The sequence below is a fragment of the Actinomadura napierensis genome, from assembly GCF_039529375.1.
Lineage (GTDB): Bacteria > Actinomycetota > Actinomycetes > Streptosporangiales > Streptosporangiaceae > Spirillospora > Spirillospora napierensis.
In genome coordinates this window covers 27,867-53,363 of sequence record NZ_BAAAMR010000072.1, presented here as the reverse complement: position 1 = coordinate 53,363, position 25,497 = coordinate 27,867, and the positions used below count along the sequence as shown (strand labels likewise).

Sequence of the window (25,497 nt, the reverse complement as noted above, 5' to 3'; positions counted from 1 at the left end):
CCCGCCCCGGGGCGACTGCTCTTACTTTATCAGATCCGCTCGGAGTGTCAATTTCCGGGCTTTTCCGATTGCCTTTCTGGTCCGCTTGCGCGTCCCTTCCGGGCGGTGAAGCCATTTCATCAGATCCGGCTCGTTTTGCAAAATCGGGCCTTCTCCGACCCCACCATGGCACGGCTGACACGGCGAAGCCGCGTCGGCTGCTGAGTGGTGGTTTCCCCTCCGGGCCGGCCGCCTGTCGGCGTCCTGCTCCCCGTGGGGCGAAGTGAACAGTATGCCCACCGTCCGCCGACGTCAAACCGGCTCGCGACAACCGGGTGGGACGGTTCGGACGTCTCCGGCATCGGCCTTCCCCGTCAGGCCGCTGTGACCTTGGCGTTTGTCCCGGAACGTCCGCCCCGAAAGGGGCATTCCACGCGTTCCATCCGGTCGAAAAGATTTCTTTGCGGTGGCGCGCAGGAGGGATGGCGCCCGCCTCGGCCGGAAGGGGGCGGGGGCACTCGTCAGGTGATGTCCTTCGACTCGTGCAGGTTCAGGTCCATCACGATCGCCGTCATCACCGCCATGGTGCGCAGCGGCTCGCGGACGGGACCGAAGATCTCGATGGAGTACTTGTCCGCCGTGGTCAGCAGGTGGGTGGCGAGCCCGGCCCACTTCTTGCGCACGTGCGCCACCTTGCCGCCGTCGGCGTCCATCACCTCGAAGTTGTTGCGCGGCAGGTCCACCGCGACCGTGCCGAGCCGGCCGCCCTTGGCGTCCCTGAGGACGTACCGGCGGCCGACGCGCTCGGTGACGAACGAGCCGACAAGGACGCCCTCGGAGTCGGAGACCTCCGTCAGCTCCCGTCCCCGCCGCTTGTCGACCACGAACAGCGGGTCGCCGCCGGGCGTGGTCAGCAGCACGACGTGGGCGTCGAGGTCGGACTTGCCCGGGAACAGCTTTCGCAGCGTCTCCGCGCGGTTCTTCTCTCCGGTCTCCCCCGCGACGGCCAGGACGGTGCCCTCGCCGTCGAGGACCCGGTATCGCGACTTGGCGAACGGACCCCTGCGGGGCTGTTCCACCCTGAGCACCGGGGAGCTGAACACTTCGCTCACGCGTTCTCCTGCCTCATCGGCCGCGCACGCGGGCCGCCCTTCACGTCCGTCGCACAGCGCGGGTGCCGCGCCGTCCAAGCGGCGATCCTGCCAAGCCCGGCTCCGCAGCGGAAGGTCTTTCGCCGTCCCGCTTCGGCGCGCGAGCCCGCGAGGCCGGCACCGGCAGCCGCCTGACCTGGACGGCCACTGGACGATGTAGCGCCGGGGCGATGCTCCTGTGCCCCGCGGTCGCCCCGGGGCCTCCCACAGGGTGTTCCGGCGTGCTCGCCGGCCAGGCGGGCTCGCCTTCGGCGGAGGCGCGGTCGTAGGTGCATCGCGCCACTGCCCATCACGACGTGGTCGGCGAGGCGCCAGGTACACGGGCCGAAGTCAGCGCCGCGTTGAAGAGCGGGACGCGGGTTGCCGATGGTGAGCGGTGCCATCTTGACGATGAGGCGATCGATCTCGGACTACAGAGAACCGCCAACGATCCAGATGCCCTTGCCGTCCTGCCACTGCAGCTCTCGCACCACATGACGGGGTCGTCCTGCACGACCTGGACGGCCGGGTCCGGGCTCTGCCGCAGCGTCCCGGAGAACACCGGGTGGCGCAGGTGCGGAAACGCGTCGGTTAGGGCAGCCGGCCCTCCACGACGATGTCCCGCGGTGATGCCGAGTGCCCGCCTCACAGGGCCCGGCAGGGTCTCGGGGAAGTCGGCGGCGAGGTACTCCGAATATTTCGTGTCCAGCGCGCCGAGACGTTCGCGCCGCCCACAGCATCCGCCGGTCCCCGGGCGTGCGAAAAGGGGCGGTTCCGCGAGGGAACCGCCCCTTTCGTCACCGGGTCGCCGGGCCGTCCGCGCGAGGACGCGCGGACGGCCGGGAACGACCGTACGGCTCAGGACCTGATCAGAAGTCCATGCCGCCCATGCCGCCGGACGGGTCGCCCGCCGGGGCCGGGTTCTTCTCGGGCTTCTCGGCGATGACGGCCTCGGTGGTCAGGAACAGCGCGGCGATCGACGAGGCGTTCTGCAGCGCGGACCGGGTCACCTTGGCCGGGTCGAGGATCCCGGAGTCGAACATGTTGACGTACTCGCCGGTCGCGGCGTTCAGGCCCTCACCCGGGGTCAGGTTGCGGACCTTCTCCACCACGACGCCGCCCTCGAGGCCGGCGTTCACGGCGATCTGCTTCAGCGGCTCCTCCAGAGCGCGCTTGACGATGTTGGCACCGGTGGCCTCGTCGCCCGCGAGCTCCAGCTTGTCGAACGCCTTGGTGCCGGCCTGCAGCAGCGCGACGCCACCGCCGGGGACGATGCCCTCCTCGACCGCGGCCTTGGCGTTGCGGACGGCGTCCTCGATGCGGTGCTTGCGCTCCTTGAGCTCGACCTCCGTCGCGGCGCCGGCCTTGATGACCGCCACACCGCCCGCGAGCTTGGCCAGGCGCTCCTGGAGCTTCTCGCGGTCGTAGTCGGAGTCGGTGTTGTCGATCTCGGTGCGGATCTGGTTGACCCGGCCCGCGATCTCGTTGGCGTCACCGGCGCCGTCCACGATGGTGGTCTCGTCCTTGGTGATGACGACCTTGCGGGCGCGGCCCAGCATGTCGGTCGTGGTGTTCTCGAGCTTGAGACCCACGTCCTCGCTGATGACCTGGCCGCCGGTCAGCGTGGCGATGTCGCCGAGCATGGCCTTGCGGCGGTCGCCGAAGCCCGGGGCCTTCACGGCCACGGACTTGAAGATGCCGCGGATCTTGTTGACGACCAGGGTCGCCAGGGCCTCGCCCTCGACGTCCTCCGCGATGATCAGCAGCGGCTTGCCGGACTGCATGACGCCCTCGAGGACGGGCAGCAGGTCCTTGTTGGCCGACGCCTTGCCCTGAACGATCAGGATGTACGGGTCCTCGAGGGTCGCCTCCATCCGCTCGGGGTCGGTCACGAAGTAGTGCGAGATGTAGCCCTTGTCGAAGCGCATGCCCTCGGTCAGCTCGAGCTCCAGACCGAAGGTCTGGCTCTCCTCGACCGTGATGACGCCTTCCTTGCCGACCTTGTCCATCGCCTCGGCGATCATCTCGCCGATCTGCGGGTCGCCCGCGGAGATGGACGCCGTGGAGGCGATCTGCTCCTTGGTCTCCACGTCCTTGGCGAGCTTGGACAGCTCCTCGCTCACCCGCTCGACCGCGGCCTCGATGCCGCGCTTCAGCGACATCGGGTTCGCGCCGGCCGCGACGTTGCGCAGACCCTCGCGCACCAGCGCCTGGGCGAGGACGGTCGCCGTCGTCGTGCCGTCACCGGCGACGTCGTCGGTCTTCTTCGCTACTTCCTTGACGAGCTCGGCGCCGATCTTCTCCCAGGCGTCCTCGAGCTCGATCTCCTTGGCGATCGATACGCCGTCGTTGGTGATCGTGGGGGCGCCCCACTTCTTCTCCAGCACGACGTTGCGCCCCTTGGGACCAAGGGTCACCTTCACGGCGTCGGCGAGCTGGTTCATGCCGCGCTCGAGGCCGCGACGGGCCTCCTCGTCGAACGCGATCATCTTTGCAGCCATAGGCTCCTAGTCCTCCCGGAACAAGGTGGCTTAAAGGATCGAGCCGACGCCCGCGACGGACGGCCCCCGCTCCGGCGGCTGCCATTCCGCCACCGGACTGGGGCCTCATCGCCCCGACCCAGACTGTGAAGCTGTCACTCTCCACAGTAGAGTGCCAACCGTTTTTTAGCACTCTACCCTGCCGAGTGCAAGCGTCGCGCATCCACGCCGCAGTCGTCCTCATCCACCTGCTCGGCGTCGCCCTGACCTGCGCCGGAGGGACGCGACTCGCCGCCGGACATGTGTCGAGGTGATCCGCCGTGTGCGACCGTGCGCCGGTATTCGCGGAACACGTGCCCGAGGGTGGGAGGTAGGGATGACGATCCGTTCCGCGCGTTCCGCGACCGGAGTAGGAGGAGCCCCCAGCGCTGCATCGATGCGCCGGTTCATGATGTCCTCATCGCCGTCAATACAGTGAGCATACGTGCTCTGCAACATGGCGATGGAGTGCCCAGCACGAGCAGCCGCGTTCGCCGCCGCTCAGCCACAGCGACAGGCACGCATGCCGCAGGTCGTACGGCCGTTCCGCCAGCGGCGTAGCGAACTGGGGCCGCCAGACCGTCTCGCAGTTGACGGGCGCCAGTCGATTCCCGCCCTCGCTGCAGCAGCCGACCGTCCTCAGCCGTCCCATGTGCGCCCGCAGGATGGCGACCAGTTCAGGACTGGCCGGAACGGGACGCTTCACACCGTCCGCGCGAGCCTTGAGGCTGGTGATGACGCCGCTTGATGAACTCCGCCGCCCGTCGTCCTGCCGTCAAGGGGTGGCGGCGCTCAGTCCGCTGCGCGGCCCTGCGTCTGACCGCCCGGAGCGTGCAGCAAAGGCTTGCGAGGGACCCGAGCGTTCGTGCTTCTTATTTGGGATTTGGGCGGTAGGTCAGGAGGGTTACTCCTGAACGGTACGTCGTGGTGCCCGTCAGGGTCAGGTGCACCGGCGGCTCCAGGGAGTGGAACGGACGCGTGCCGTGGCCGAGGATGACGGGGTGGACCCAGAACCGGATCTCGTCCACGAGGCCTTGGGTGGCCAGGTGATGGGCCAGTTCACCGCAGCCGTAGGACACGAGGTTCCCCGTATGGCGCTGCCTCAGCTCGGAGATGGCCTCGGCGAGGGTGCCTTCGAGCAGGCTTGCGTTCCATTCCAACGGCCCCTGCAGGGTGCGGGAGATGACGAACTTCGGCATGCCGTTGACCCGGTCCGCGAACCCCCGGGTGTCCGTGATGGTCGGCCAGACGCTCGCCAGGCCCTCGTACGTCTTGCGGCCGAGGAGGAGGGCGTCGGCGGCGAAGAGCTGGTCGAAGCTGCCGGACTCCTCGTGTTCGCCCGCCGGCGTGAACCACTCGTCGATCCGGTCGATCACGCCATCGACCGTCATCTGGGTGGAAACGATCACCTTGCCCACAGGACCCTCCCTCAGGGTTGCCGTCCCGTGTTGAGACCGGTGGGAACGGGCGAACTCATCGGTGGTCCGCGGGTGGGGTCAGAGGGGGCGGACGGTGTCGGCCTGGGGGCCGCGGTCGCCGTGGGTGATCTCGAACTCGACGCGCTGGCCTTGTTCGAGGATGCGGTAACCGTCCATCTGGATCGCCGAGTGGTGGACGAAGACGTCACGGCCTCCGTCAACGGCGATGAAGCCGTACCCCTTGTCGGCGTTGAACCACTTGACCGTGCCCTGCGCCATTCCCCAGCCCGCCGTTCGACCATGCCCCGCCCCTGCCCTCGCGGGGACCGCGGATCATCCGCGTCTCCGCGGCGCAGCGCCGCGGGCGGGGTCGACTCGGCGTGATCGGAGTCGACCCTACCCGGCGGCTACGACGGTGCCCGGGGACGAAGGGCGGTTGGCCGGTGGCGGTCAGCCGCCGGCGACGGCGGGGATGATCGAGATCTGGACGCCCGCGGGCGTCGCGGTGTCCAGGCCGTCGGCGAACCGGACGTCCTCGTCGCCCACGTAGACGTTGACGAACCGGCGGATCTTGCCGGCGTCGTCCAGGATGCGCGCCGAGATGCCGGTGTAGCTGGCCTCCAGGTCGGCGACCACGTCGCGCAGGGTGCCGCCTTCGGCCTTCACTTCCGCCTCGCCGCCGGTGTAGGTCCGCAGGATCGTCGGGATGCGGACGGACACGCTGCTCATGTGCTGGCTCCTTCTCGTTCTCAGGCGAGGCCGGCGGCGCGGAACGCCTCCAGCGTCGGGGCGATGTTCGCGCTCGGCTTGGCGACGGGGGCGACGGCGTCCAGCGTCTTCAGGCCGTCACCGGAGTTGATGATCACGGTCTCGGCGGACGGGTCGAGGGCGCCGGACCCGACGAGCTTGCGCAGGCAGCCGACGGTGACGCCGCCGGCGGTCTCGCCGAAGATGCCCTCGGTGCGGGCGAGGAGGCGGATGCCCTCGACGACCTCGGCGTCGGTGACGTCCTCGACGGCGCCACCGGTGCGGCGCGTCACGTCGAGGACGTAGGGGCCGTCGGCGGGGTTGCCGATCGCCAGGGACTTGGCGATGGTGTCGGGCTTGACCGGCCGGACGACGTCGTGGCCCGCCTTGAACGCGGCGGAGACGGGGTCGCAGCCGGCGGCCTGCGCGCCGAACACGCGGTACGGCTTCTCCTCGACCAGGCCGAGCTTGATCAGCTCCTGGAACGCCTTGTCGATCTTGGTGAGCTGGGAGCCGGACGCGACCGGGACCACGATCTGGTCGGGCAGCCGCCAGCCGAGCTGCTCGGCGATCTCGTAGCCGAGCGTCTTGGAGCCCTCGGCGTAGTACGGGCGGACGTTGACGTTGACGAACGCCCAGTCCTCCTGCTCGCCCGCGATCTCGGACGCGAGCCGGTTCACGTCGTCGTAGTTGCCGTCGACGGTGACGAACGTCCCGCCGTACACGGCCGTCGTGACGATCTTCTGCGACTCGAGGTTGGACGGGACGAACACGGCGCTGCGGATCCCGGCGCGGGCCGCGGCGGCGGCGACCGCGTTGGCGAGGTTGCCGGTGGACGGGCAGGCCAGCACCTTGAAGCCCAGCTCGCGGGCGGCGGCGAGCGCGACCGCGACGACGCGGTCCTTGAACGAGTGGGTCGGGTTGCCGCTGTCGTCCTTCACCCACAGGCGCTGCAGGCCGAGGCTCTCGGCGAGGTTGTCGGCGCGGACGAGCCGGGTCAGGCCGGGCTCGGTGTTGGGGGTGTCGGCGACGGTCGACGGGACGGGCAGCAGCCCGCGGTAGCGCCAGATGTTGCGGGGGCCGGACTCGATGTCCGCGCGAGTGATCCCGCCGAAGTCGTAGGCGATCTCCAGCGGGCCGAAACATTCTTCGCACGCGTAGAACGGGCCGAGGTCGCGCTTCGAGCCGCATTCGCGGCAGACGAGGGCGGTAGCGGGTCCGAGGTCTGTGGCAGACGTGAGTGCCATGAGGGCGAGGCCTTTCTCCCCATCTTTCCTGCGCCACCTTGGTCGCAGGCCGGAGTTGGCACCATCTCCCGGCCGGCCTCGCAGGATCGCGAGCGCGCGTCAGCCGGGTGGTTGCCGGGGCTTCGCAGGGCCGGTCCCTCCACCCCTCTGGATGAGCGGTATTCAGTTGTCAGGGGGCTGAGCTGGAAGACCGGCCCGTCGGCCACTGCGCTTCCTGCACCCCTCTGGATGAGCGGTATTCAGTTGTGGTCGAGCCGTTTGAGCTCGTATGCGAACTTTACATGACGTGACCGGATGGCAGACAGGCGGGTCCGGCCAGTGAGACGTTACCCCGAGGTGGTCTTGATCACGCCGGCTCGCCCGCGGCGTCGGCGGCGTCCGTGGCGGGGGCGCGGCCGGGCGTGCGCTGGGTGGGGTCGAGGAAGACGTGCCGGACGATCGGGACGCGCTCCTTGAGCCGCCGGTCGATCTCGCCGGCGACGTCCTCGGCCTGGTCGGCGCTGATGTCGTCGGAGAAGTTGACGCGGGCGGCGACGAGCAGCTCGTCCGGGCCGAAGTGCATGGTGAGCAGCTCGTCGATGCCGGTCACGCCGGGCGCGGCGGCGATCTCGGCGCGGATCTCGCGCAGCGCGGCGGGGTCGGCGGCGCGGCCGATGATGAGGCCCATGCTGTCGCGGCCGAGCACGAACGCGACGACGACGAGCAGCAGGCCGATCAGGACGGAGGCGAGGCCGTCCCAGAACTGCGACCCGGTGAGCTGCCGCAGGACGAGCCCGGCGGCGGCGAACGCGAGGCCGATCATGGCGGCGGTGTCCTCGAACAGGGCGGCCTTGAAGGTGACGTCGGGTGACCGGCGGACGTGGTCGACGATGTCGCGGCCGTTCTCGCGGGTCTCGCGGCGCGCCTGCGTGTACGCGCGGACCCAGGACGTCCCCTCCAGCAGCGCGCCGAGGCCGAGGACGCCGTAGGCGATCCAGACGTCGCCCTCGGAGCCGCCGTGCCCGGTCATCGCGAGGACGCCCTCGAAGATGGAGAAGCCGCCGCCGGCGACGAAGATGCCGAACGCGGCGAGCAGCGACCAGAAGTAGCGTTCGTTTCCGTAGCCGAACGGGTGGCTGCGGTCGGGCGGGCGGGCGCTGCGGCGCAGCGAGGTCAGCAGGAAGCCCTGGTTGAGGGTGTCGGCGACGGAGTGCGCGCCCTCGGCCAGCATCGCGCTGGATCCGGCCAGCGTTCCGGCGATCAGTTTGGCGATGGCGAGGATCAGGTTCGCCGCCCCGGCGACGAGGACGGTCTTGGTCGTCTCGGACCGGCTCATTCCGCCCGGGTACCCGGAGCAGATCACCGTAATCACAACGGGATCGGTACAGATGCCTACCTTTCACGCGGCGCCGAAGTCATCCCCCTCGCCACTTTGAAGCACCCCCGTCACAACTGAGACCCTGCCGGTATGAGCCAAGTGGTGGTGGCCTCGAACCGCGGCCCGGTGTCGTTCTCGCTGTCCGACGACGGCGGGCTGACCATGCGGCGGGGCGGCGGCGGCCTGGTGTCGGGCCTGGCGGGCGTCGCGTCCAAGCAGGACGTGCTGTGGGTGTGCTCGAGCCTCGGCGAGGCCGACCGGACGGCGGCGCGTCGTGCACCGGACGGGCGAATCGACCTCGCGGGACACGACACCGGCGGCGCGGCCGTCCGGATGCTCGACATCCCTGCGGCGACGTTCCACCGCGCGTACAACGCGGTCGCCAACTCGACGCTGTGGTTCGTCCACCACCTGCTGTACGACACCCCGCGCAGCCCGCATTTCGACGCGCGCGCGCGGCGGGACTGGCAGTCCTACGAGGCGTACAACGCGGCGTTCGCCGACGCCCTTGCGCGGGACGCGGCGCAGGGCGCGAAGGCAGCGATCCAGGACTACCACCTGTCGCTGGCACCGCGGATGCTCCGCGAACGGCGCCCAGATCTGAAGATCGTGCACTTCTCGCACACGCCCTGGGCGCCGCCCGAATACTTCCGTCTCCTGCCGGACGACATCGGCGCGCAGATACTGCAGGGCATCCTCGGCGCGGACCACGCGGGCTTCCTCACCGAGCGGTGGGCTTCGGCCTTCCTCGACTGCTGCGAGGTGGTGCTCGGCGCACGCGTCGACCGCGCCGCCCGTACCGTCACATGCGCGGGGCATACGACGCGTGTAGGCGTGCACGGTCTCGGTGTGGACGGGACGGAGCTGCGTCAGCGGGCCGCCCAGCAGGACGTGGCGGAGCGAGCGCGCGCGCTGCGCGAGCAGGTCGGCGACCGGCAGCTCATCGTCCGCATCGACCGGACCGAATTGTCCAAGAACATCGTGCGCGGGCTGGCCGCCTACCGGGAGATGCTCGTCAACCATCCGGAGTGGCGCGGACGGGTGGTGCACCTGGCGTTCGCCTATCCGTCGCGCTACGACCTGCCCGAGTACCGGGAGTACACGGCGGCCGTGCAGCGGATGGCCAAGCAGATAACCGAGGAGTTCGGCACCGCGACGTGGGAGCCGCTCATCCTCCAGGTGAACGACGACTATCCGCGGTCGCTCGCCGCCTACGGGCTGGCCGACGTGCTGCTGGTGAATCCGATCCGCGACGGGATGAACCTCGTCGCGAAGGAGGGGCCCGTCCTGTCGGAGCGGGGCTGCGCACTGGTGCTGTCCCGCGAGGCAGGCGCCGCGGCGGAACTGTCAGAGGACGCCCTTATGGTGAACCCGTTCGACGTGTCCCAGACCGCGGAGACGCTGCACCAGGCACTGCTGATGCCGCGCGACCAGCGGGCCGAGCGCTGCGCCCGGCTCGCGTCCGCCGCGACCGCCCTCCCGCCGGGGCGCTGGTTCGCCGACCAGCTCGCCGCCCTCGACTGACCCTCCGCTCGGCTGCTCCGGACCGCTCGGCTGCTCCGGGTCGCTCGGCTGCTCCGGGTCGCTCGGCTAGTCCGGCCGCCCTTGCGGTGCGGTGGCCGGGACGGCGGCCGGGGCGAGGCGGCAGTCGACGGGGCTCGGCTCGTGCCGGCGCTGCCAGCGCTCGCGCAGGTCGGCCTTGCGGTGCGCCATGCGGCGGTGCGCGGCCGTCCGCGCGAAGCGGGCGAGCCGGGCGGTGGTCGGCTTGGGCAGCCCGCTGGGCTCGTAGCCGTACTCGGCGAGCCGGTCGCCGAACGCGGCCTCGGCGAGGCTGATCTCCCAGGCGTCCAGCCGCTGCGCCCAGGATCCGACGCGGGTGGAGGTGACGGCGTCGCGGGTCAGGCCGTGCCACTTCTTCTGCAGCGGGACGGTCTGCTGCGCGAGGGCCTGCGGGGCCGTCATGGACGGGTGGTAGTCCTCGCCGAGGAACTCGCAGAGCCGGGGCAGCTCGTCGGCGGGGTCGGCGACGAGCCGCTCGTACTGCAGTTCGTAGAAGGAGTCGGGGCCGAGGCGCAGGGCCAGCCGCCGGCCGGTGTCGATCGCCTCGCGCCACACCGAGATGGCGTGGTTGACGTCCTGGTCGTACCAGGGCATCTCCTTGAGGGAGGCGACGCAGTCCCGGCCGTCGCGGACGAGGTGGACGAACTGGGCGTCCGGGAACATCCGCAGCAGCGCGCCGGCGTGCCGGATGTAGCTCGGCCGCTTGTCGCCCCAGCGGGCCTTGCCATGCCTTCGGGCGTAGGCGCGGAAGACGACCGCGAGGGCGGAGCCGAGGGTGGGCGGCCCCGCGACGATCTCCTCGGTGATCTCGCGGGCGTCCAGGCCGAGGTCGCGGAACCGGGTGGCCGGCCGCGCGGTCAGCCAGTCGGCGAGCGCGCGCCTGTTCTCGCTGTCCGCGAGGTCACCGAACTGTGCCCGCGCCGTATAAGCGGGGAGCACGAACCGCGTCTCGGTGGGGATCGCGATGCGGGGATGCGCGTGCAGCATGAGCCGCAGCAGCGTCGTCCCTGAGCGCGGGCAGCCGAAGACGAAGATCGGTCGTTCGGACGGGGTGTCGAGGCCGGATGACATGCACCGCATGCTGGCGGAGCGGCCGCCGCCGGATCCGGCGACTGAACGCACGGTTGCCGCGCGATTACCGATGCTTGACGGGCGCCGGCCCGCACGGGTTCCGGCGGCGGGACGGCGGGAGGGTCAGGTGTAGGACTCTCCGAGCGTCTCCCGGAACTGCTTGCGGGCCTCGTGGATGCGCGACTTCACCGTGCCGAGCGGGAGCTTCAGCTGCTCGGCGATCTCCGCGTACTCCAGCTGCGAGACGTCCCGGAGCACGAGCGCCTGGATGAGGTCCGGCTTGCGGGCCTCCAGGTCCTCCATGGCGTCCAGGATGTCGACGCGGGAGCCGGCGATGACGCTGGTGCGGCGCGGGTCGGGACGCTGCTGCGGCAGCTCGCCGGCCTGCTCGACCGACCGGCGCTTCAGCGACCGGTAGGTGGAGCGGGCGGAGTTCGCCACCACGACGTGCAGCCACGTGCTGAACCGCGACCGGCCCTCGAACCGGTGGATGTTCCTCGCGACCTGCAGCAACGCGTCCTGGCACGCCTCCTCGGCGTCCTGCCGGCAGGGCAGGAACCGGGCGGTGTGCCGCAGTACGTCCGGTTCGATCTTGCGCAGCAGCTCGTTGAGGGCAGCCTGATCACCCTGGGCGGCCTTGACTGCCAGCTCTTCGGTCCGCTCATCGAATGCCATGCCGTGCCTCAATGCTCGTTCGCACACTCACCCCGTTTGTTGGGCATGATACGGGAGTGTCCTTCCCACCTACTGTCGGCCGTTACCGAATCGATCGCGTCCTTGGTTCCGGGGCGTTCGCCTCCGTGTGGCTGGGGCACGACGACGCGCTGGCCTCACAGGTCGCGATAAAAGTGCTGTCCGGAAGCCTCCTCGACGACCTCGACGTGCGCAACCGCTTCCTGGAGGAGGCGCGGATCCTGCGCCGCGCCGACTCGGAGCGGCTCGTGCGGGTGCACGACATCGGCGAGCTCCCCGACGGACGACCCTACTTCGTGATGTCCTACGCCGACCGCGGAACGCTCGCGGACCGGATGCGCGAACGGCCACTTCCGGTCAGCGAGGCCGTCGCGATGGCGGAGGAGATCGCCTACGGCGTCGAGGTGATCAACACGCTGGGCGTGATCCACCGCGACCTCAAGCCGTCGAACGTGCTCTTCCAGTCGACGCGGGACGGCGGCGAGAAGCTGCTGATCGCCGACCTCGGGCTGGCCAAGGCGCTGGCGCACGCGTCGGGGGCGTTCACGCTGCCGGTCGGCACCCCCGGGTACATGTCGCCCGAGCAGGCGCGGTTCGGCGGCGGGCTGGACGTGCGGGCCGACGTGTACGGGCTGGGCGCGCTGACCTATCACATGCTCACCGGGCGGGCCCCGGGCCCGGCGCCGGTGAAGTCGCCGCCGAGCGAGCTGCGCGAGGGGCTGTCGCCGGCGTTCGACCAGGTCGTGCTGCGGGCGCTGGAGACGGAGCGGGAGAAGCGGTGGCCGACCGCCGAGGCGTTCGCCGAGGCGCTGTCGACGCTGCGGCCGACGTCCGCCGGGAGCCCGGCCGCGTCGAGCGCACCGGCGCCCTCGAACGCACCGCCGCCGGCCGGGTACGCGCCGCCGGCGCCGCGGATCGAGCCTGACGAGACCCTCCAGGACTACTACCACGGCGGATCGCACCAGGACCGCCCGCCCGCGCCCGTCCAGGCGCCCGGGCCGGGGCAGACCATGGCCGCCGGGCCGGGCCAGCCTGTGCAGGGGCCGCCCGCGCAGGGGCCGCCCGCGCAGGCGAGCGCGCCGCCGGAGCTGCGGACCCGGCTCGACCAGACGCAGGACGCCGACGACGACCGCACTTCGCAGCTGCAACTCCCGGCGGGGCCGGGCCGGCCGGCGCCGGGCGGCGGCGAGCAGACGATCCTGGACGACCCGGGCGGCCGCAGCGACCCGCGCGGACACCAGGAGGCGCCCACCTCCCCCGACGACGACCGGACGCGGTCGTTCGGCCCCGCGTCCTACCCGTCCGCGCAGCCGCCTCCGCCCGTCCCGCCGAACCCGCAGACGGGCGGCGACAACAAGACGGCCGTGTTCCCGACGCAGCCACCGCCGCAGCAGCAGGGCGGCCCTCAGGGCGCTCCGATGGGGCCGGGGCCGGGCGGGCGGTTCGGCCCGCCGCCCACCGGCTTCCAGCCGCCCCCGGGCCCCGGCCAGAGCCAGGGCAAGGGCAAGGGCGGCGGTCTGTTCGGCAAGCTCAAGGGCTCCGGCGGCGGTGGCGCGGCCCGTCCGGGCGGGCCGTCCGGTCCGGGAGGGCCGAGCGGCCAGGGAGGCCAGGGAGGCGGCGGGTCGTCGCGCAAGTTCGTCACGCCGCTGATCATCACCGCGGTGGTCCTCGTGCTGGCGCTGGTCGTCGGGCTCGCCCTCGGCATGCTGTCGGGTGGCGGCGGCGACGGCAAGGACAAGGCCGGCAAGGCGCCGAAGGTCCCGAAGGACTTCGCGGCGGTCGCGGACGCGTCCGGCAAGATCAAGACCGCGGTGCCGAAGGCGTGGCCGATGCAGCAGGAGCAGACCTGGGTGCCGTCGACCGTGCACCTGAACGACGCGGGCCCGCGCCCGGTGCTGCGCGCGACGCCGAACAAGCTGCAGTTCCTCGGGAACGGGGCGGGACCGGGCGTGTTCATCGGCGTGACCACCGATGCCCAGGCCGGGCACCTGCCGCCGCCGACCGCGGCCGTGCACGCGCAGTGCACCAAGAGCCCGCCGGAGAACTACACCACGCCGGACGGCGCGCTGACCGGGACGATCATGCGGTTCACCGCCTGCAAGAGCGGGACGCCGACGGTGACCGAGGTCGGCCTCAAGGACAAGTCGGGCAAGTTCGGGCTGTGGATCCGCGTGAAGGAGACCGACAACCGCAACGCGACCAAGGACATCCTCGACAACCTGAAGGTCACCGGCCCCTGAGCCCGCCGTCCGGGTCGATTCCAGCGCCTCACGGCCGGTCGGCGGCCCGCTTCGCGAGGATGGCGGCGGTCGCCTCGTCCACCGGCAGGAACGCCTCCAGCTTCAGCTCGGCGATGGTGACGTCGGTGGCCGTGGCGAACGTCGTGATGGTCGTCATGAGCCGCAGGTCGCCGTCCGGTGACCGCAGGTGCAGCGGGACGGCGAAGCCGAGCGCGCCGGCCGGCTCCGTCCGCGGGCCGACGTACCCGGTCAGCTCCGCGTGGAGGGCGGCGAGCCGGTCGTCGGGGTTGCGCTGGACGGTGTCGCGCAGGGCGTCCAGGACGTGCCGCGCCCAGTCTGCGAAGTTGGCGACGCGCGGCGCGAGCCCGTCCGGATGCAGGGCGATCCGGTAGGCGTTGACGGGCGGCTGGAGCAGTTCCGGTGCCATGCCCTCGGTGAGGACGCCGAACGCGGCGTTCGCGGTGACCAGGTCGCCGTACCGGTCGATGACGATCGCCGGGTACGGCATGTGCGCGGCCAGGACGTGCTCGATCGCGGTGCGGACGGGGGCGAGCGCGGGGTCGTCCAGGGGCGTCCGCGGGTAGACGGGCGCGTAGCCGGCGACGGTGAGCAGCTCGTTGCGTTCCCGCAGCGGCAGTTCGAGCGACTCCGCCAGCCGGACGACCATCGCCCGTCCCGGCTCGGACCGCCCGCTCTCCAGGAAGCTGACGTGCCGCTGCGTCGTGCCGGCGCGCAGGGCGAGTTCGAGCTGGCTGAGGCGGCGATGGCGGCGGCGCTCGCGTAGCGCCTGAGGGAAGCTCACAGCAGCAGTTCTAGCCGCAGGACCGGCGTCCCTGCCATTCCCCGTAGGGAATTGCCGCTGCTCCGAGGGCCTCGCAGGATGGCGGCCCATGGACCGAATGAACCCTGTGAACAACGACGACGTCCGCATCGGCGTCCTCATCCCCATAGGAAAAGCCCAGTGGGGTGGGGCGGATCCACGCGACCTCATCGCTTTCGCCGCACGCGCCGAACGGCTCGGCTTCGACTCCCTGTGGGTGAACGACGGCATCACCGAGTCGCGTATCGAAGCGCTGTCGATGCTGGCCGCCGCCGCAGCGGTAACCGAGCGCGTCACGTTGGGGACGGCCGCGCTCATGGCGGTTCTCCGCCGTCCCGTGCAGGCTGCGCAGACGCTCGCGTCGCTCGACCTGCTCTCGCAAGGGCGCCTTACCGTGACGGTCGGGGCGGGCTTCCCGGGCCGCTTCGGCAAGCCGATGTACGCGGCGTCCCAGGTTCCGTGGGAGAGACGGTTCACCCGGCTGGACGAGACGGTGTCGCTCTGGCGGCAACTGTGGCGTGAGCCGGAGAACAAGTCGTTCCACGGCGAGTTGCTGCACTTCGACGATCTGCCCACCATGACGGCGCCGTTCCGCACGGACGGGCCGCCGATCTGGTTGGCCGGCATCACGCCCACCGCGCTGTCCCGCATCGGACGCATGTACGACGGGTGGCTCCCCTACCCGCCCGACCCCGCCGACTACAAGGCGGCCTTGTCCGGCGTCCACCGCGCTGCGGAGGAGCACGGGCGCGCTCAGGACGCCGTGACCCCGGCGCTCTTCACGTCCGTCCTGGTCGAGGACGACCCGGTCAAGGGGAACCGGACGCTGGAGCGGTTCGCCCTCGCCAACTACGGGCTGCCGCTGGACCAGTTGCGGCAGATCCAGGCCGTGGTCACCGGAGGCGCGGACGAGGTCGCGGCGCGGCTGTCGGAGTACACGGCCGCGGGCGCCCGGCACCTCGTCCTGCGGCTCGGCGCGACCGGCCTCGACGAGATCGGCGAGCAGCTCGGCCGGGTCGCCGATCTCCTTCCCCGGCTGCGCTGAGGGCCGCCCCGCCTCCTGGGTGTTGCATCGCGAGCGGTTCCGATATATCGTTAATGCATCGCAACCGATCACGACTGGCGTGATCGGGCCTAACGAAGGAGACAGCGATGCGTGAGCACACCATGAGAAGGCGCGGCCCCGGCGGACCCGGCGCACCAGGCGGACCCGAAGGGCGCGCGCGCCGCGGAGATCCGTTCGGCCCGTGGGGCCCCGGCGGTCCCGGTGGCCCGGGATTCGGTCCGGGCGGTCCCGGTTTCGGCCCCGGCCACCACGGACGCGGGCGAGGCCGGCGCACCCGGCGCGGAAACGTCCGCGCGGCACTGCTCGCCCTGCTCAACGAGCGGGCGATGCACGGCTACGAGATGATCCAGGAGCTGGACGAGCGCACCGGCGGCGTCTGGCGGCCGAGCCCCGGCTCGGTCTACCCCACCCTGCAGATGCTGGAGGACGAGGGCCTGGTCACCAGCCAGGAGGAGGGCGGCAAGCGGCTGTTCTCCCTCACCGACACCGGCCGCGAGCAGGCCGCGGCGCAGACCACCGCCCCCTGGGACGAGGTCACCGAGGCCGCGGGCGCGAACGCGCTGCGCGAACGCGAGGCGTTCGGCCAGCTCCTCGGCGCCATGAAACAGGTCATGGCCGTCGGCAGCGACGCCCAGAAGGCGCGCGCGCTGGACGTCATCAACGACGCCCGGCGCCGCCTCTACGGGATCCTCGCCGATGACCCCGAGGCCGAGTAGCCACCCTCGCGGGTCCGCGCCCGCGGGTCCTTCGACCCTGCGGCCGCACGCCCCCAGGCAGGCCATCGGCCGACGACGCCGTGGCCGTCCGGATCACCCGGACGGTCACGGCGTCCACGTGTCCGGGCGTCTTTCGGCCGCCTCGGCGTACCCGCTTACTTGCTGGGGAACGGCACCTGCTTGGCGAGCTGGTCGGCCATGTACAGCTGCTTCCAGACGTACAGGCCCATGTCCGCACGGGTCAGCCGCCGCGCGACCGGCACGTCCACCGTCGCGCGGACCAGGTACGACGCGCCCGGTGACAGGTACTTGTCCCCGCCGTCCCCAGGAATGAGGTCGCCGCCGGCGAGCTTCCGCACGACCCGGCTCTGCGTCGGCGGCGTGCACATGTCCTCCGGCACGCCGGCCTGCGGCATGCACCGTCCGCGCGCCGTCTTCGTGACGAGGTCGCGCCTCACGAAGATGTCGCCGGGGTAGTCCAGCAGCACCTTCTGGCCGGTCGGGTTCGTCAGCACGTACTCGATGTAGGCGAACGACGTCCCGGACGGCGGCGACGACTGGAACGTGGTCACCACGCCGTCGTCGCTGACACCGCCGCCGACCGTCGCGAGCCGGTACTTGGAACCGTCCGCCGTGCCCACCTCGACAGGCGTGCCGGTGCGCGGCAGCTTCGCCGACCCGCCGGCCGGCCGCTGCTCCGCCGAGGTCGGCGCCAGCCCGCCGTCGCCGCCCTTGCCGCCGCCGGAGCCCGGCGCCAGCACGAGCCCCGCCGTGACCAGCGCGGCCAGCGCGAGCACGCCGCCCGCGATCAGACCGCCGCGGCGGCCACCACGACGGCCACCGCCCCCGCGCGACCGCTCCTCCCGGGCGCGCGCCCGGGACCCGAGCCGCACCTGAACGCCACTGGTCTCCCGCGCACCCATCGGACCGGGGACGGGCCCTTCCTCAGACGCCTCCCCGCGCCGGGGGGCGTCGCGCGCAGCGAAATCGTCCTGCGCGGCGGGAACATCGGACCACGCCATGTCCCCCCGGGACACGCCCTGCACGGGCCCCGTTGAACGCATGGGCCCGGTGGAACGGATAGGTCCCGTCGTGTGGATGGGCCCCGTTGTGTGGACTGGCCCTGGCGATGGCACGGGCCCGGGCGGTCGCGCAGGCCCCGACTGTTGCGCGGGACCGGGCGGTTGCGTCGGGCCGGTGGGCTGGGGTGCGGGTACCGGGCCCCAGGCATGGGGCGGCGTTCCCGCGCCGGACGGCCCGGCGGCGTACGGCCCGCCGGGCGGGGGTGCGTGGACGATCGGGCGTGCCGGAGCGCCGGGCGGGATGGGCCCGGCCAGCGCGGGATCCGCCGCCGGGGCCGCGAAGCCGCGCGGCGGCGTGTCCCGAATGTCGCCCGGACGGCGTGGGATTCCCGGATCCGTGTCCACCGTCCAACCTCCCGTGGTCGCTCGCGTGGCCCCCCGATGAACCACACATACCGCAATCCACCATATTTTGGCGCAATTGGACGTTGCGTCCACACCTGCCACAAGAGTCACGCGAGATGCGACAAATCTGGTTACGGCACTTGTCACTCCGGCGCGGAATCAGCCGTCCAGCAGCGTCCCGAGCAGCTCGACGACGCCCGCCGGGCCGTCCACGACCACGTCGGCGCGCTCGGCGAGCTCGATCACCTCGTTCGAGCCGCTGCAGACCGTGACCCCCGGCACGCCCTCGGCGCGGAGCGCGTCCACCGCATCGAACGCCGCCAGGTCGCCGAGGTCGTCGCCGGCGAACAGCACCGCGGACGGGGCCGTGCCGCGCCCGGCCGCGAACGCGTCGGCGAGCGAGCGCAGCGCCCGCCCCTTGTCCACACCCGGTGGACGGAGCTCCAGCACGTACCGTCCGGGTTCGACCGCGAGCCCGGTGCGCTCGGCGAGCGCCGCGATGATGCTGCGCAGCCGGTCCAGCGCGACCTGCGGCTCGGCGCAGCGCCGGGTGTGCACGACGAGCGCGTGCGTCTTGTCCTCGACGAACGTCCCGGGCGGGGCGCCCGCCGCCTCCAGCACGCCGGGCAGCTTCGCGCGCGCCTCGGCGATCCCGGGCGGCGGGTCGGGCTCGGTGAGCACGCCGGACTCCCAGCGTTCGAGCCCGTACTGGCCGAGCACGACGAGCCCGTCGACGCCCTCGAAGCCGCCGTACTCGACGGCCACGGCGGCGGGCCGGCCGGTGATGATCGCCAGCGCGCCCACCCGCGGCGCCAGCCGGGCCAGCGCCGGCGCGGCCTCGGGATGGGCCCGGGCCGCGGCGGGATCGTCCACGATCGGCGCGAGGGTGCCGTCGAAGTCGAACCCGAGCACGGCCCGGGAGGGGTCGGTACGGATCGCGTCCAGGCCGTCGGCGCCGACGGCCGTCACAGAGCGGGGAGAGTTCACGCCGACCTATGGTGGTCGACTTACGGCCGGATGCCGAGCCGCCGCGCGGCGCGCTGCCGCTGCCGCTGCGACCGCATCCGGCGCAGCCGCTTGACCAGCATCGGGTCGCACTCGAGCGCCTCGGGCCGGTCGATCAGGATGTTCAGGAGCTGGTAGTACCGCGTCGCCGACATGTCGAAGGTCTCACGGATGGCCTGCTCCTTGGCTCCGGCGTACTTCCACCACTTCCGCTCGAAGGAGAGGATCCGGCGGTCGCGCTCGGAGAGGAGGTCGGCCGGGAAGACGGTGTCCTCGTCGAGGCCGTCCTCACCGGTCGCGGATGGGTCGGTCGGTTGGTCGGTCACGCGTTTCAGGGATGAGCCGTCGTCCATGCCGCCGTCGCCGCCGTCCTGGGGAGGGACGTCGCCGGGGACGTCGCCGGGGGCGTTCGCCGCTCGCATCAGGTCCCCTCTGTGGTCACTGATCCCGGGTCGTCCGGGTTCGGCCGGGTGCCATGCTACGCGTCCGGGCCGACATCGTCCGGCGGTTCCGGGGGAACGCGGGCCGGTCGTTCAGTGCACCACATCCCGCTTCACCTGCGGCTCTCCATTGTCCCGTGTCCCAGGCCGCACCGCGGGCACGACGGTCACCACAGTCCCGGATTCGGCCCGAACGGCCGGGATAAAGGGCGCATAAAGAACATATGCACCGTACAGCCGTTAGAGTTGAAGGCGCGCACCGTCCGCTGTCCGCGGTGGCAGGAATTGAACGGGAGACCCTTGCATGGCGACGGACACGCCCCGCCACGAGACCGCAGGCTGGACAACGGTCCGAGGCGTCCGGTGAGCGGCGACCGGCCCGACCCCGTCCTCGCCGCGATCGGGGCCGCCCTGTTCCACCTGCGCCGGGTCTGGATCAAGCCCGACATGATGAAGCGGATCCGCGCGCGCACCGCAGGCGGACCCGGCGGACGGCCCCTGCAGATCTCCAACCTGATGGTGGTGAACGCCGTCGCCGCGCTCACCGAGGACCCGCCCCCCGAACCGTCCGGCGACACCGCCGATGACGCCGTCGGCGCCGTCGGCGAAGGCGTCGGTGACGACGGGGAGGCGTCCTGCGAGATCACCGTCGGCGCCGTCGCGGACCGGCTGGAGATCGACCCGTCCACCGCAAGCCGCCTCGTCGGGCACGCCATCGACGCCGGGCTGGTGTCCCGGCGCCCCTCCCCCGTCGACGCGCGCCGCGCCAACCTCGGCCTGACCGACGCCGGACGCCGGGTCAAGCAGGTCGCCGACCGGTACCGCCGCGCCTACTACCACGGGCTGATGAACGACTGGACCGACACCGAGCGCGCCGAGTTCGCGCGGCTGCTCACCCGGTTCGCCGACGCCGCCGCCCGGGACCCGATGGACCCGGACGGCATCGACAAGATCTTCGAAGAGGCCGGGCTGGACTGACCGCGGCCGGTCAGCCGCCGTTGCGCAGCGTCGACTGCCGCATGAGGTACTCGTCCTCGTCGATCTCCCCGCGCGCGAACCGCTCGGCGAGGAGCGCCTGCGCCTTCGCCAGCGGGTCGGACGCGGCCGCAGCGGCCGCGCTGGACGCGGCGGACGCGGCGGCCGTCGCCGTCCTGCGCCGGATCAGGTAGAACCCGGTGCCGAGGACGGCCAGCCAGAACAGCCCGAACATGATCGGGAAGATGGGCCAGTAGCCGGGGGCGCCGCCGTCATGCCACGGGCCCGGATGCGTCGCGAGTGTCGTCACCATCGTTCATCGACCTTCCTGTGAGCGGATGGTTCGATGCTGCGCGACGGGTCCGGGGGTGCGAATCGGACGGCGGGAGGCTCCCGCGCTACGCCCGCCGGAGTACGGCGCCGCCTTCGGTGTCCCCCGCCGCGGTGCTCACCGCTGTGTTCACCACCAGGGCGGACGGTAGTCGTCGTCCTCGTTGGAGGAGTACGGGCGGTGCGTCCGGCGTCCGCGCGGGTCGTCGTCCCCGGGGCCGGCGGGCGGGGCGGGCGGCACCGGAGGGACGGGCGGCGGCGCGGGGAAGCCGCCGGTGGAGGCGTCGTCCAGCGGCGGTACGGCGTGCGGCGGTGCCACGGGCGGCCGCGGCCCGGCGTCCGGCGGGTCCTGCGGCGCGGTGGGGAACTCGGCTTCGGGCAGCCCGGATCCTTCCAGGGCGCTGCGCCGGAACCTCTCCCAGTCCTCGTCGTCCAGGGCCGGGACGTCGTCGGCGGGCGCCGGGCCCGCGCCGCCCGGCGCCGAGCCGTTGAGCCCGCCGCTCAGGTCCTCGCCGCTGCCGAAGTCGTGGCCGTTGCGCGGGTCGTGGCCGTTGCGGCCGTTCGCGGGATGGCGGCCGTTGCCGTGGTCGTGGCCGTTGACCGGACGGTCCTCGCGCAGGTGCCGCCCGTTCGGGGAGAAGCCCTCCACCGGGCCGGGGAGCGCGCCGTTCAGCCCGCCGACGGGGAAGTCGCCGACCGGGAACTCGCCCGGCACGAACGGCCGCAGCTCGCTCGCCATGACGGGGGGCTGGCTCGGCGGTCCGGGCGGGATGCCGTCCGGCGGCGGGCCGGTCTGCCAGGGCGTCTCGTCCCACTGGTCCGGCGGGAGCGCGTGCTCCGGCACGTACGGTTCGGCCTCGGCGACCGGTTCCGGGACGGGCGGCCGGCCGTGCACGGGCGGCAGACCGGGCGGCGCCGCCGGGGCGTCCGGGTAGGCACCCGGCGGCGGCAGGCCTGGGCCGGCGTAGGGGTGCGAACTCTGGAACGGGGCGGTGTTGACCGGCGCGATCGGCGGCGCCCCACCGGGCACCGCGCCGGGCGACGGCATGGAGGCGGGTTCGGACGGCGCGCCGGGCAGCCGGTAACCGGGCGTCGGGTCGTCGTCGGGGAGCCCATCGTCGTCGAACGGGAGCACGTCGTCGGGTTCGTCGCCCGGGCGGCGCCGCTGCCGCCAGCCCAGCACCAGTCCGACGATCACCAAGACACCGCCGCCGCCGAGCACCAGCGGCACCAGGACGCCGGAGTCCTTGGCCGGGGAGTCGGCGGCGGGCGCCGGCGTGGCGGACGCGGCCGGCGCCGGCTCCACCGGCCCCCGCGAGGTCTTGTTGAGGGTGTTCGCGGCGACGAGGGCGCGGACGGCGTCGACCGTCCCGGCGCAGTTCGGCGAGCCGGTCGGGTGGCCGCGGCGGGCCGGGGAGCCCTTGACCAGCGCCTGCCGGACCTCCTCGGGGCTGAGCTTGGGGTAGCGGGAGCGGATCAGCGCGGCGACGCCGGCGACCATCGCCGACGACGCGCTGGTGCCCGTCCCGACCACGTAGCCGTTGCTGGCGTCGGCGCTGACGATGTCGACGCCGGGCGCGCACACGGCGGCGTGCGAGTTGCGGTTGCTGTCCTTCCACAGGCGGAGCTTGCGGTCGAGCGCACCGACCGCGATCACGCCCGGGTAGGCGGCGGGGAAGTTCTTGCGGTCGGCGCCGGAGCCGTCGTTGCCCGCCGAGGCGATCAGCACGACGCCCTTGCTCAGCGCGTACTTGATCGCGCTCTCCTGGGCGGGGTTGCCGTTGTAGGACTGCCGCCCGCCGCCGAGGGACATGTTGATGATCCCGGCGCCGTGGTCGACCGCGTACCGGATGCCGAGGGCGACGGCGTCGCGCGCGCCGGTGGTGGCCTGGGCGCCGGCTTTGCGCAGCGGGTCGTTGTTCTCCAGCGTCACCCGGACGGACAGGATCCGGCTCTGCGGCGCGACCCCGAGCATGCCCTGGGCGAGGCCGGGCCCGTGGCCGTGACCGGCGATGATGCTGGCCATGGACGTCCCGTGCAGACCCCAGTAGCGGCCGCCGGGGCTGCGCGCGCCGCCGGTCAGGTCGGGCCCGCTGAGCACCCGCCCGGTGAGGTCGGGGTGGCCCTTGTCGACGCCGGTGTCGAGGACGGCGATCGTCACGTCGGCGCCCTTGGAGTAGCGCCAGGCCTTCTGGGCGCGCAGCGCGGTCAGGTGCCATTCGCGGGCGCGGATCTGGTCGGTCGCGGTCCGCAGCGCCGCGCCCGCCGCCGCGCCGCGGACGGAGCGCGCGGCGGGGTCGGCCTCGTCGCGGACCAGGGACGCGGGCACCGCCACCGCGGCGGCCAGGGTGAGCACGGCGAGGACCGCGGTCGTCCGGGCACCCGCCCGCGCCGCCGGACGTGCGCGCGGGGCACGGCGCCGACCGGCATGGGACACGCCGCCGCACCTCCTCCCGGCCGCCCGCCGTGGTCCACGGCGCGGTCTGACATTCTGCCACGCGATCGATCGGACGCCCGGGCACTCGGCACATTCGGGGACGGTCCGGGACAGCGCGGATCAGGTCGTCCGCGCACCCGGAGTCAGTCGTCCCTTACCAGCCGGTAACCAAGGTCCGCGACCGATGGTAACCCGACCGCGCGACCGCGTCGCGGGCCGCCGCGCCGTAACCGCCGCCGCGCCCGGCCCGCGCTCGCCTCAGTGGGAGCCGGCGCCCGTCAGGGCCCGCACCGACAGATCGTCGTACAGCGCCCGGTCGGACTTCTCGCGGCCGAGGAACGTCCCGGCGACGGCGCACGCGAACCCGATCGGGATCGACACGATGCCCGGGTTCTCCAGCGGGAACAGATGGAAGTCGACGCCCTTCGGGAACAGCGCCAGATTCTGCCCCGTCACCGGGTCGACCTTCCCCGACACGACCGGGGAGAAGAACACCAGCACCAGCGAGCTGATCACCCCGCCGTAGATGCCGGCGACGACGCCCGCCGAGTTGAACCGCCGCCAGAACAGCGTCAGCACGATCGCCGGGAGGTTCGCCGCCGCCGCGATCGCGAACGCCAGCGCCACCAGGAACGCCACGTTCAGGTTCCGCGCCACGACCGCCAGCACGATGGCCAGCGAACCGACGAGGAACGCGGCGAACCGCGCCACCGCCACCTCCTGCGACTCGCGCGGCCGCCCGAACATCAGCACCTGGCCGAAGTAGTCGTGCCCCAGCGACGTCGACGACGCCAGCACCAGCCCCGACACCACGGCGAGGATCGTCGCGAACGCCACCGCGCCGATGAACGCCAGCAGGATGTCGCCGCCGACCTGGCCGCCGAGGTGCCGGCCGAGCGCCTGCGCGAGCTGCGGCGCGGCGGTGTTGCCGGACGGGTCCTGCTCGACGATCGCCTTGCGCCCGACCAGCGCCGCCGCGCCGAACCCGAGCGCCAGCGTCATCAGGTAGAACACGCCGACGAGACCGATCGCCCACGACACCGACGTCCGCGCGGCCCGCGCGTCCGGCACCGCGAAGAACCGGGCGACGATGTGCGGCAGGCCCGCCGTGCCGAGCAGCAGCGCGATCGCCAGGCTGATGAAGTCGAGCTTGTTGACGATCGTCTGGAACGCGTCGCCGGGCACGTCCGCGCCGTACCGCAGGCCGGGCCGCAGGAACGCGTCGCCCTTGCCGCTGGCGTCGGCGGCGGACCCGAGCATCGCCCCGAAGTCGAAGCCGAACCGGGCGAGCACCAGTGCGGTCAGCACCAGCGCCCCGGCCATCAGCAGCACCGCCTTGATGATCTGCACCCAGGTGGTCGCCTTCATCCCGCCGAACATGACGTAGCAGATCATCAGCGCGCCGACCGCGATGATCGTGGCGGTCCGCGCCGTCCCGGCGGACATGCCGAGGAACTCCCGGCCGCGGTGGATGCCGAGCAGCAGCGACACCAGCGCGCCCGCCCCGACCATCTGCGCGAGCAGGTAGAACACCGACACGGTCACGGTCGACACGACCGCCGCGCGGCGCACCGGCGCCTGCCTCCGCACCCGGTGCGCCAGCACGTCCGCCATCGTGAACCGCCCGGCGTTGCGCATCAGCTCGACCAGCAGCAGCGTCAGCAGCCACGCCACCAGGAAGCCGATCGAGTACAGGAACCCGTCGTACCCGGACAGCGCGATGAGGCCGGCGATGCCGAGGAACGACGCCGCCGACATGTAGTCACCGGCGAGCGCGATCCCGTTCTGGGCGCCGTTGAACGTCCGCCCGCCCGCGTAGAAGTCGTCGGCGCCGCTCGTGTTGGCCCGCGCCCACACCGTGATGCCGAGCGTGATCAGCACGAACACCACGAACAGCGTGCACGTCAGCGCCCGCCCGTCCAGTGCCGGCATCATCGCGCCGCCCCGTTCCCGTAGGACGGCGGGCGCCGCGCCCGGAGCTCCGCCGCCAGCGGGTCCAGCCGCCGCCGCGCGTACGCCACGTACCCCCAGGCCAGCAGGAACGTCGACGCGAACTGCAGCAGCCCGAGCAGCAGCGCCACGTTGACGGGCCCGGCGACCTGACGCGCCATGAACCCCCGCGCGAACGCCGACAGCGCGACGTACACCGCGTACCACCCGAAGAACACGACCGTGATCCCCACGGCCGCCCGCAGGAACCTCCTCCTGAGCCGCATGAACCGCGCGTCCCGCGCAAGCGGCGCATAACGCCCGGGACGATCGGCCCCCCCGCGCCGGCCCGCCCCGTCCCGCGACACCTTCGAGTCCCCGACCATAGTCC

23 protein-coding genes and 1 riboswitch are annotated in these 25,497 nt (G+C 72.3%); of the genes, 6 read left to right on the top strand and 17 right to left on the bottom strand.

Annotated elements, in window-relative coordinates; genetic code table 11:
- Positions 1 to 204: hypothetical protein (locus ABD296_RS32730; protein ID WP_344276105.1), on the top strand; the 204-nt coding region annotated here is incomplete at its 5' end.
- 296 nt (positions 205 to 500) lie between these two features.
- Here ABD296_RS32730 and ABD296_RS32725 read toward each other — a convergent pair.
- From ABD296_RS32725 to ABD296_RS32695, 7 genes are all read right to left on the bottom strand, one after another.
- Positions 501 to 1,091, bottom strand: a complete 591-nt coding sequence (locus ABD296_RS32725) for a phospholipid scramblase-related protein (RefSeq protein ID WP_344276102.1) — start codon at positions 1,089 to 1,091, stop codon at positions 501 to 503.
- A gap of 887 nt (positions 1,092 to 1,978) precedes the next feature.
- A complete protein-coding gene (gene groL / locus ABD296_RS32720) occupies positions 1,979 to 3,610 on the bottom strand; it encodes a chaperonin GroEL (protein ID WP_344276098.1) in 1,632 nt (543 codons plus the stop codon).
- Positions 3,611 to 4,500: 890 nt separating this feature from the next.
- Entirely contained in the window at positions 4,501 to 5,046 is a 546-nt protein-coding gene (locus tag ABD296_RS32715; protein WP_344276095.1) for a dihydrofolate reductase family protein, read from the bottom strand.
- Between the two features lie 78 nt (positions 5,047 to 5,124).
- Positions 5,125 to 5,325 (bottom strand): cold-shock protein, encoded by a 201-nt coding sequence (locus tag ABD296_RS32710; RefSeq protein ID WP_344276092.1) that lies wholly within the window; start codon positions 5,323 to 5,325, stop codon positions 5,125 to 5,127.
- Between the two features lie 171 nt (positions 5,326 to 5,496).
- A complete protein-coding gene (locus tag ABD296_RS32705; RefSeq protein WP_344276089.1) occupies positions 5,497 to 5,775 on the bottom strand; it encodes a MoaD/ThiS family protein in 279 nt (92 codons plus the stop codon).
- Positions 5,776 to 5,795: 20 nt separating this feature from the next.
- Positions 5,796 to 7,040 (bottom strand): threonine synthase, encoded by a 1,245-nt coding sequence (thrC, locus tag ABD296_RS32700; protein ID WP_344276086.1) that lies wholly within the window; start codon positions 7,038 to 7,040, stop codon positions 5,796 to 5,798.
- Positions 7,041 to 7,056: 16 nt separating this feature from the next.
- Positions 7,057 to 7,198, bottom strand: a riboswitch (SAM riboswitch).
- 188 nt (positions 7,199 to 7,386) lie between these two features.
- Positions 7,387 to 8,355: a cation diffusion facilitator family transporter gene (locus ABD296_RS32695; protein WP_344276083.1), complete on the bottom strand. Its 969-nt coding sequence runs from the start codon at positions 8,353 to 8,355 to the stop codon at positions 7,387 to 7,389.
- Between the two features lie 132 nt (positions 8,356 to 8,487).
- On the opposite strand from ABD296_RS32695, the gene ABD296_RS32690 reads away from it, so the two are divergent.
- Positions 8,488 to 9,921: an alpha,alpha-trehalose-phosphate synthase (UDP-forming) gene (locus ABD296_RS32690; RefSeq protein WP_344276080.1), complete on the top strand. Its 1,434-nt coding sequence runs from the start codon at positions 8,488 to 8,490 to the stop codon at positions 9,919 to 9,921.
- 66 nt (positions 9,922 to 9,987) lie between these two features.
- Here ABD296_RS32690 and ABD296_RS32685 read toward each other — a convergent pair whose 3' ends face one another.
- Together ABD296_RS32685 and ABD296_RS32680 are read right to left on the bottom strand one after the other, a co-directional pair.
- Positions 9,988 to 11,028 (bottom strand): sulfotransferase family protein, encoded by a 1,041-nt coding sequence (locus ABD296_RS32685; protein ID WP_344276077.1) that lies wholly within the window; start codon positions 11,026 to 11,028, stop codon positions 9,988 to 9,990.
- A gap of 123 nt (positions 11,029 to 11,151) precedes the next feature.
- A complete protein-coding gene (locus ABD296_RS32680; protein WP_344276074.1) occupies positions 11,152 to 11,703 on the bottom strand; it encodes an RNA polymerase sigma factor in 552 nt (183 codons plus the stop codon).
- A 125-nt stretch (positions 11,704 to 11,828) separates the two neighbouring features.
- Between ABD296_RS32680 and ABD296_RS32675 the strand changes: the two genes are divergently transcribed.
- Positions 11,829 to 13,961, top strand: coding sequence for a serine/threonine-protein kinase (locus ABD296_RS32675; RefSeq protein ID WP_407061539.1), 2,133 nt, complete (start codon positions 11,829 to 11,831; stop codon positions 13,959 to 13,961).
- A 28-nt stretch (positions 13,962 to 13,989) separates the two neighbouring features.
- On the opposite strand, the gene ABD296_RS32670 is transcribed toward ABD296_RS32675, so the two are convergent.
- Complete coding sequence (locus ABD296_RS32670) at positions 13,990 to 14,763, bottom strand: helix-turn-helix domain-containing protein (RefSeq protein ID WP_344276068.1); 774 nt, start codon at positions 14,761 to 14,763, stop codon at positions 13,990 to 13,992.
- 97 nt (positions 14,764 to 14,860) lie between these two features.
- On the opposite strand from ABD296_RS32670, the gene ABD296_RS32665 reads away from it, so the two are divergent.
- The gene (locus tag ABD296_RS32665; RefSeq protein ID WP_344276065.1) at positions 14,861 to 15,826 is read left to right on the top strand and encodes an LLM class flavin-dependent oxidoreductase; all 966 of its coding nucleotides are present in this window, start codon (positions 14,861 to 14,863) and stop codon (positions 15,824 to 15,826) included.
- Between the two features lie 107 nt (positions 15,827 to 15,933).
- Positions 15,934 to 16,563, top strand: coding sequence for a PadR family transcriptional regulator (locus ABD296_RS32660; protein WP_344276063.1), 630 nt, complete (start codon positions 15,934 to 15,936; stop codon positions 16,561 to 16,563).
- 155 nt (positions 16,564 to 16,718) lie between these two features.
- Here ABD296_RS32660 and ABD296_RS32655 read toward each other — a convergent pair whose 3' ends face one another.
- From ABD296_RS32655 to ABD296_RS32645, 3 genes are all read right to left on the bottom strand, one after another.
- Complete coding sequence (locus ABD296_RS32655; RefSeq protein WP_344276061.1) at positions 16,719 to 17,456, bottom strand: hypothetical protein; 738 nt, start codon at positions 17,454 to 17,456, stop codon at positions 16,719 to 16,721.
- A gap of 693 nt (positions 17,457 to 18,149) precedes the next feature.
- Positions 18,150 to 18,977: a trehalose-phosphatase gene (otsB, locus tag ABD296_RS32650; protein ID WP_344276058.1), complete on the bottom strand. Its 828-nt coding sequence runs from the start codon at positions 18,975 to 18,977 to the stop codon at positions 18,150 to 18,152.
- Positions 18,978 to 18,997: 20 nt separating this feature from the next.
- The gene (locus tag ABD296_RS32645; RefSeq protein ID WP_344276111.1) at positions 18,998 to 19,348 is read right to left on the bottom strand and encodes a DUF3263 domain-containing protein; all 351 of its coding nucleotides are present in this window, start codon (positions 19,346 to 19,348) and stop codon (positions 18,998 to 19,000) included.
- Positions 19,349 to 19,798: 450 nt separating this feature from the next.
- Here ABD296_RS32645 and ABD296_RS32640 point away from each other — a divergent pair, with 450 nt between their 5' ends.
- Positions 19,799 to 20,413: a MarR family winged helix-turn-helix transcriptional regulator gene (locus ABD296_RS32640; protein WP_344276055.1), complete on the top strand. Its 615-nt coding sequence runs from the start codon at positions 19,799 to 19,801 to the stop codon at positions 20,411 to 20,413.
- Positions 20,414 to 20,423: 10 nt separating this feature from the next.
- On the opposite strand, the gene ABD296_RS32635 is transcribed toward ABD296_RS32640, so the two are convergent.
- The 4 genes from ABD296_RS32635 to ABD296_RS32620 form a co-directional block, all read right to left on the bottom strand.
- Positions 20,424 to 20,723: an SHOCT domain-containing protein gene (locus ABD296_RS32635; RefSeq protein WP_344276052.1), complete on the bottom strand. Its 300-nt coding sequence runs from the start codon at positions 20,721 to 20,723 to the stop codon at positions 20,424 to 20,426.
- Positions 20,724 to 20,870: 147 nt separating this feature from the next.
- Entirely contained in the window at positions 20,871 to 23,177 is a 2,307-nt protein-coding gene (locus ABD296_RS32630) for a S8 family peptidase (RefSeq protein WP_344276049.1), read from the bottom strand.
- A gap of 258 nt (positions 23,178 to 23,435) precedes the next feature.
- Positions 23,436 to 25,112, bottom strand: coding sequence for a solute symporter family protein (locus ABD296_RS32625; RefSeq protein WP_344276045.1), 1,677 nt, complete (start codon positions 25,110 to 25,112; stop codon positions 23,436 to 23,438).
- Positions 25,109 to 25,393, bottom strand: coding sequence for a DUF485 domain-containing protein (locus ABD296_RS32620; protein ID WP_407061538.1), 285 nt, complete (start codon positions 25,391 to 25,393; stop codon positions 25,109 to 25,111). Before ABD296_RS32620 ends, ABD296_RS32625 begins: the two co-directional genes overlap by 4 nt.
- Positions 25,394 to 25,497 lie beyond the last annotated feature (104 nt).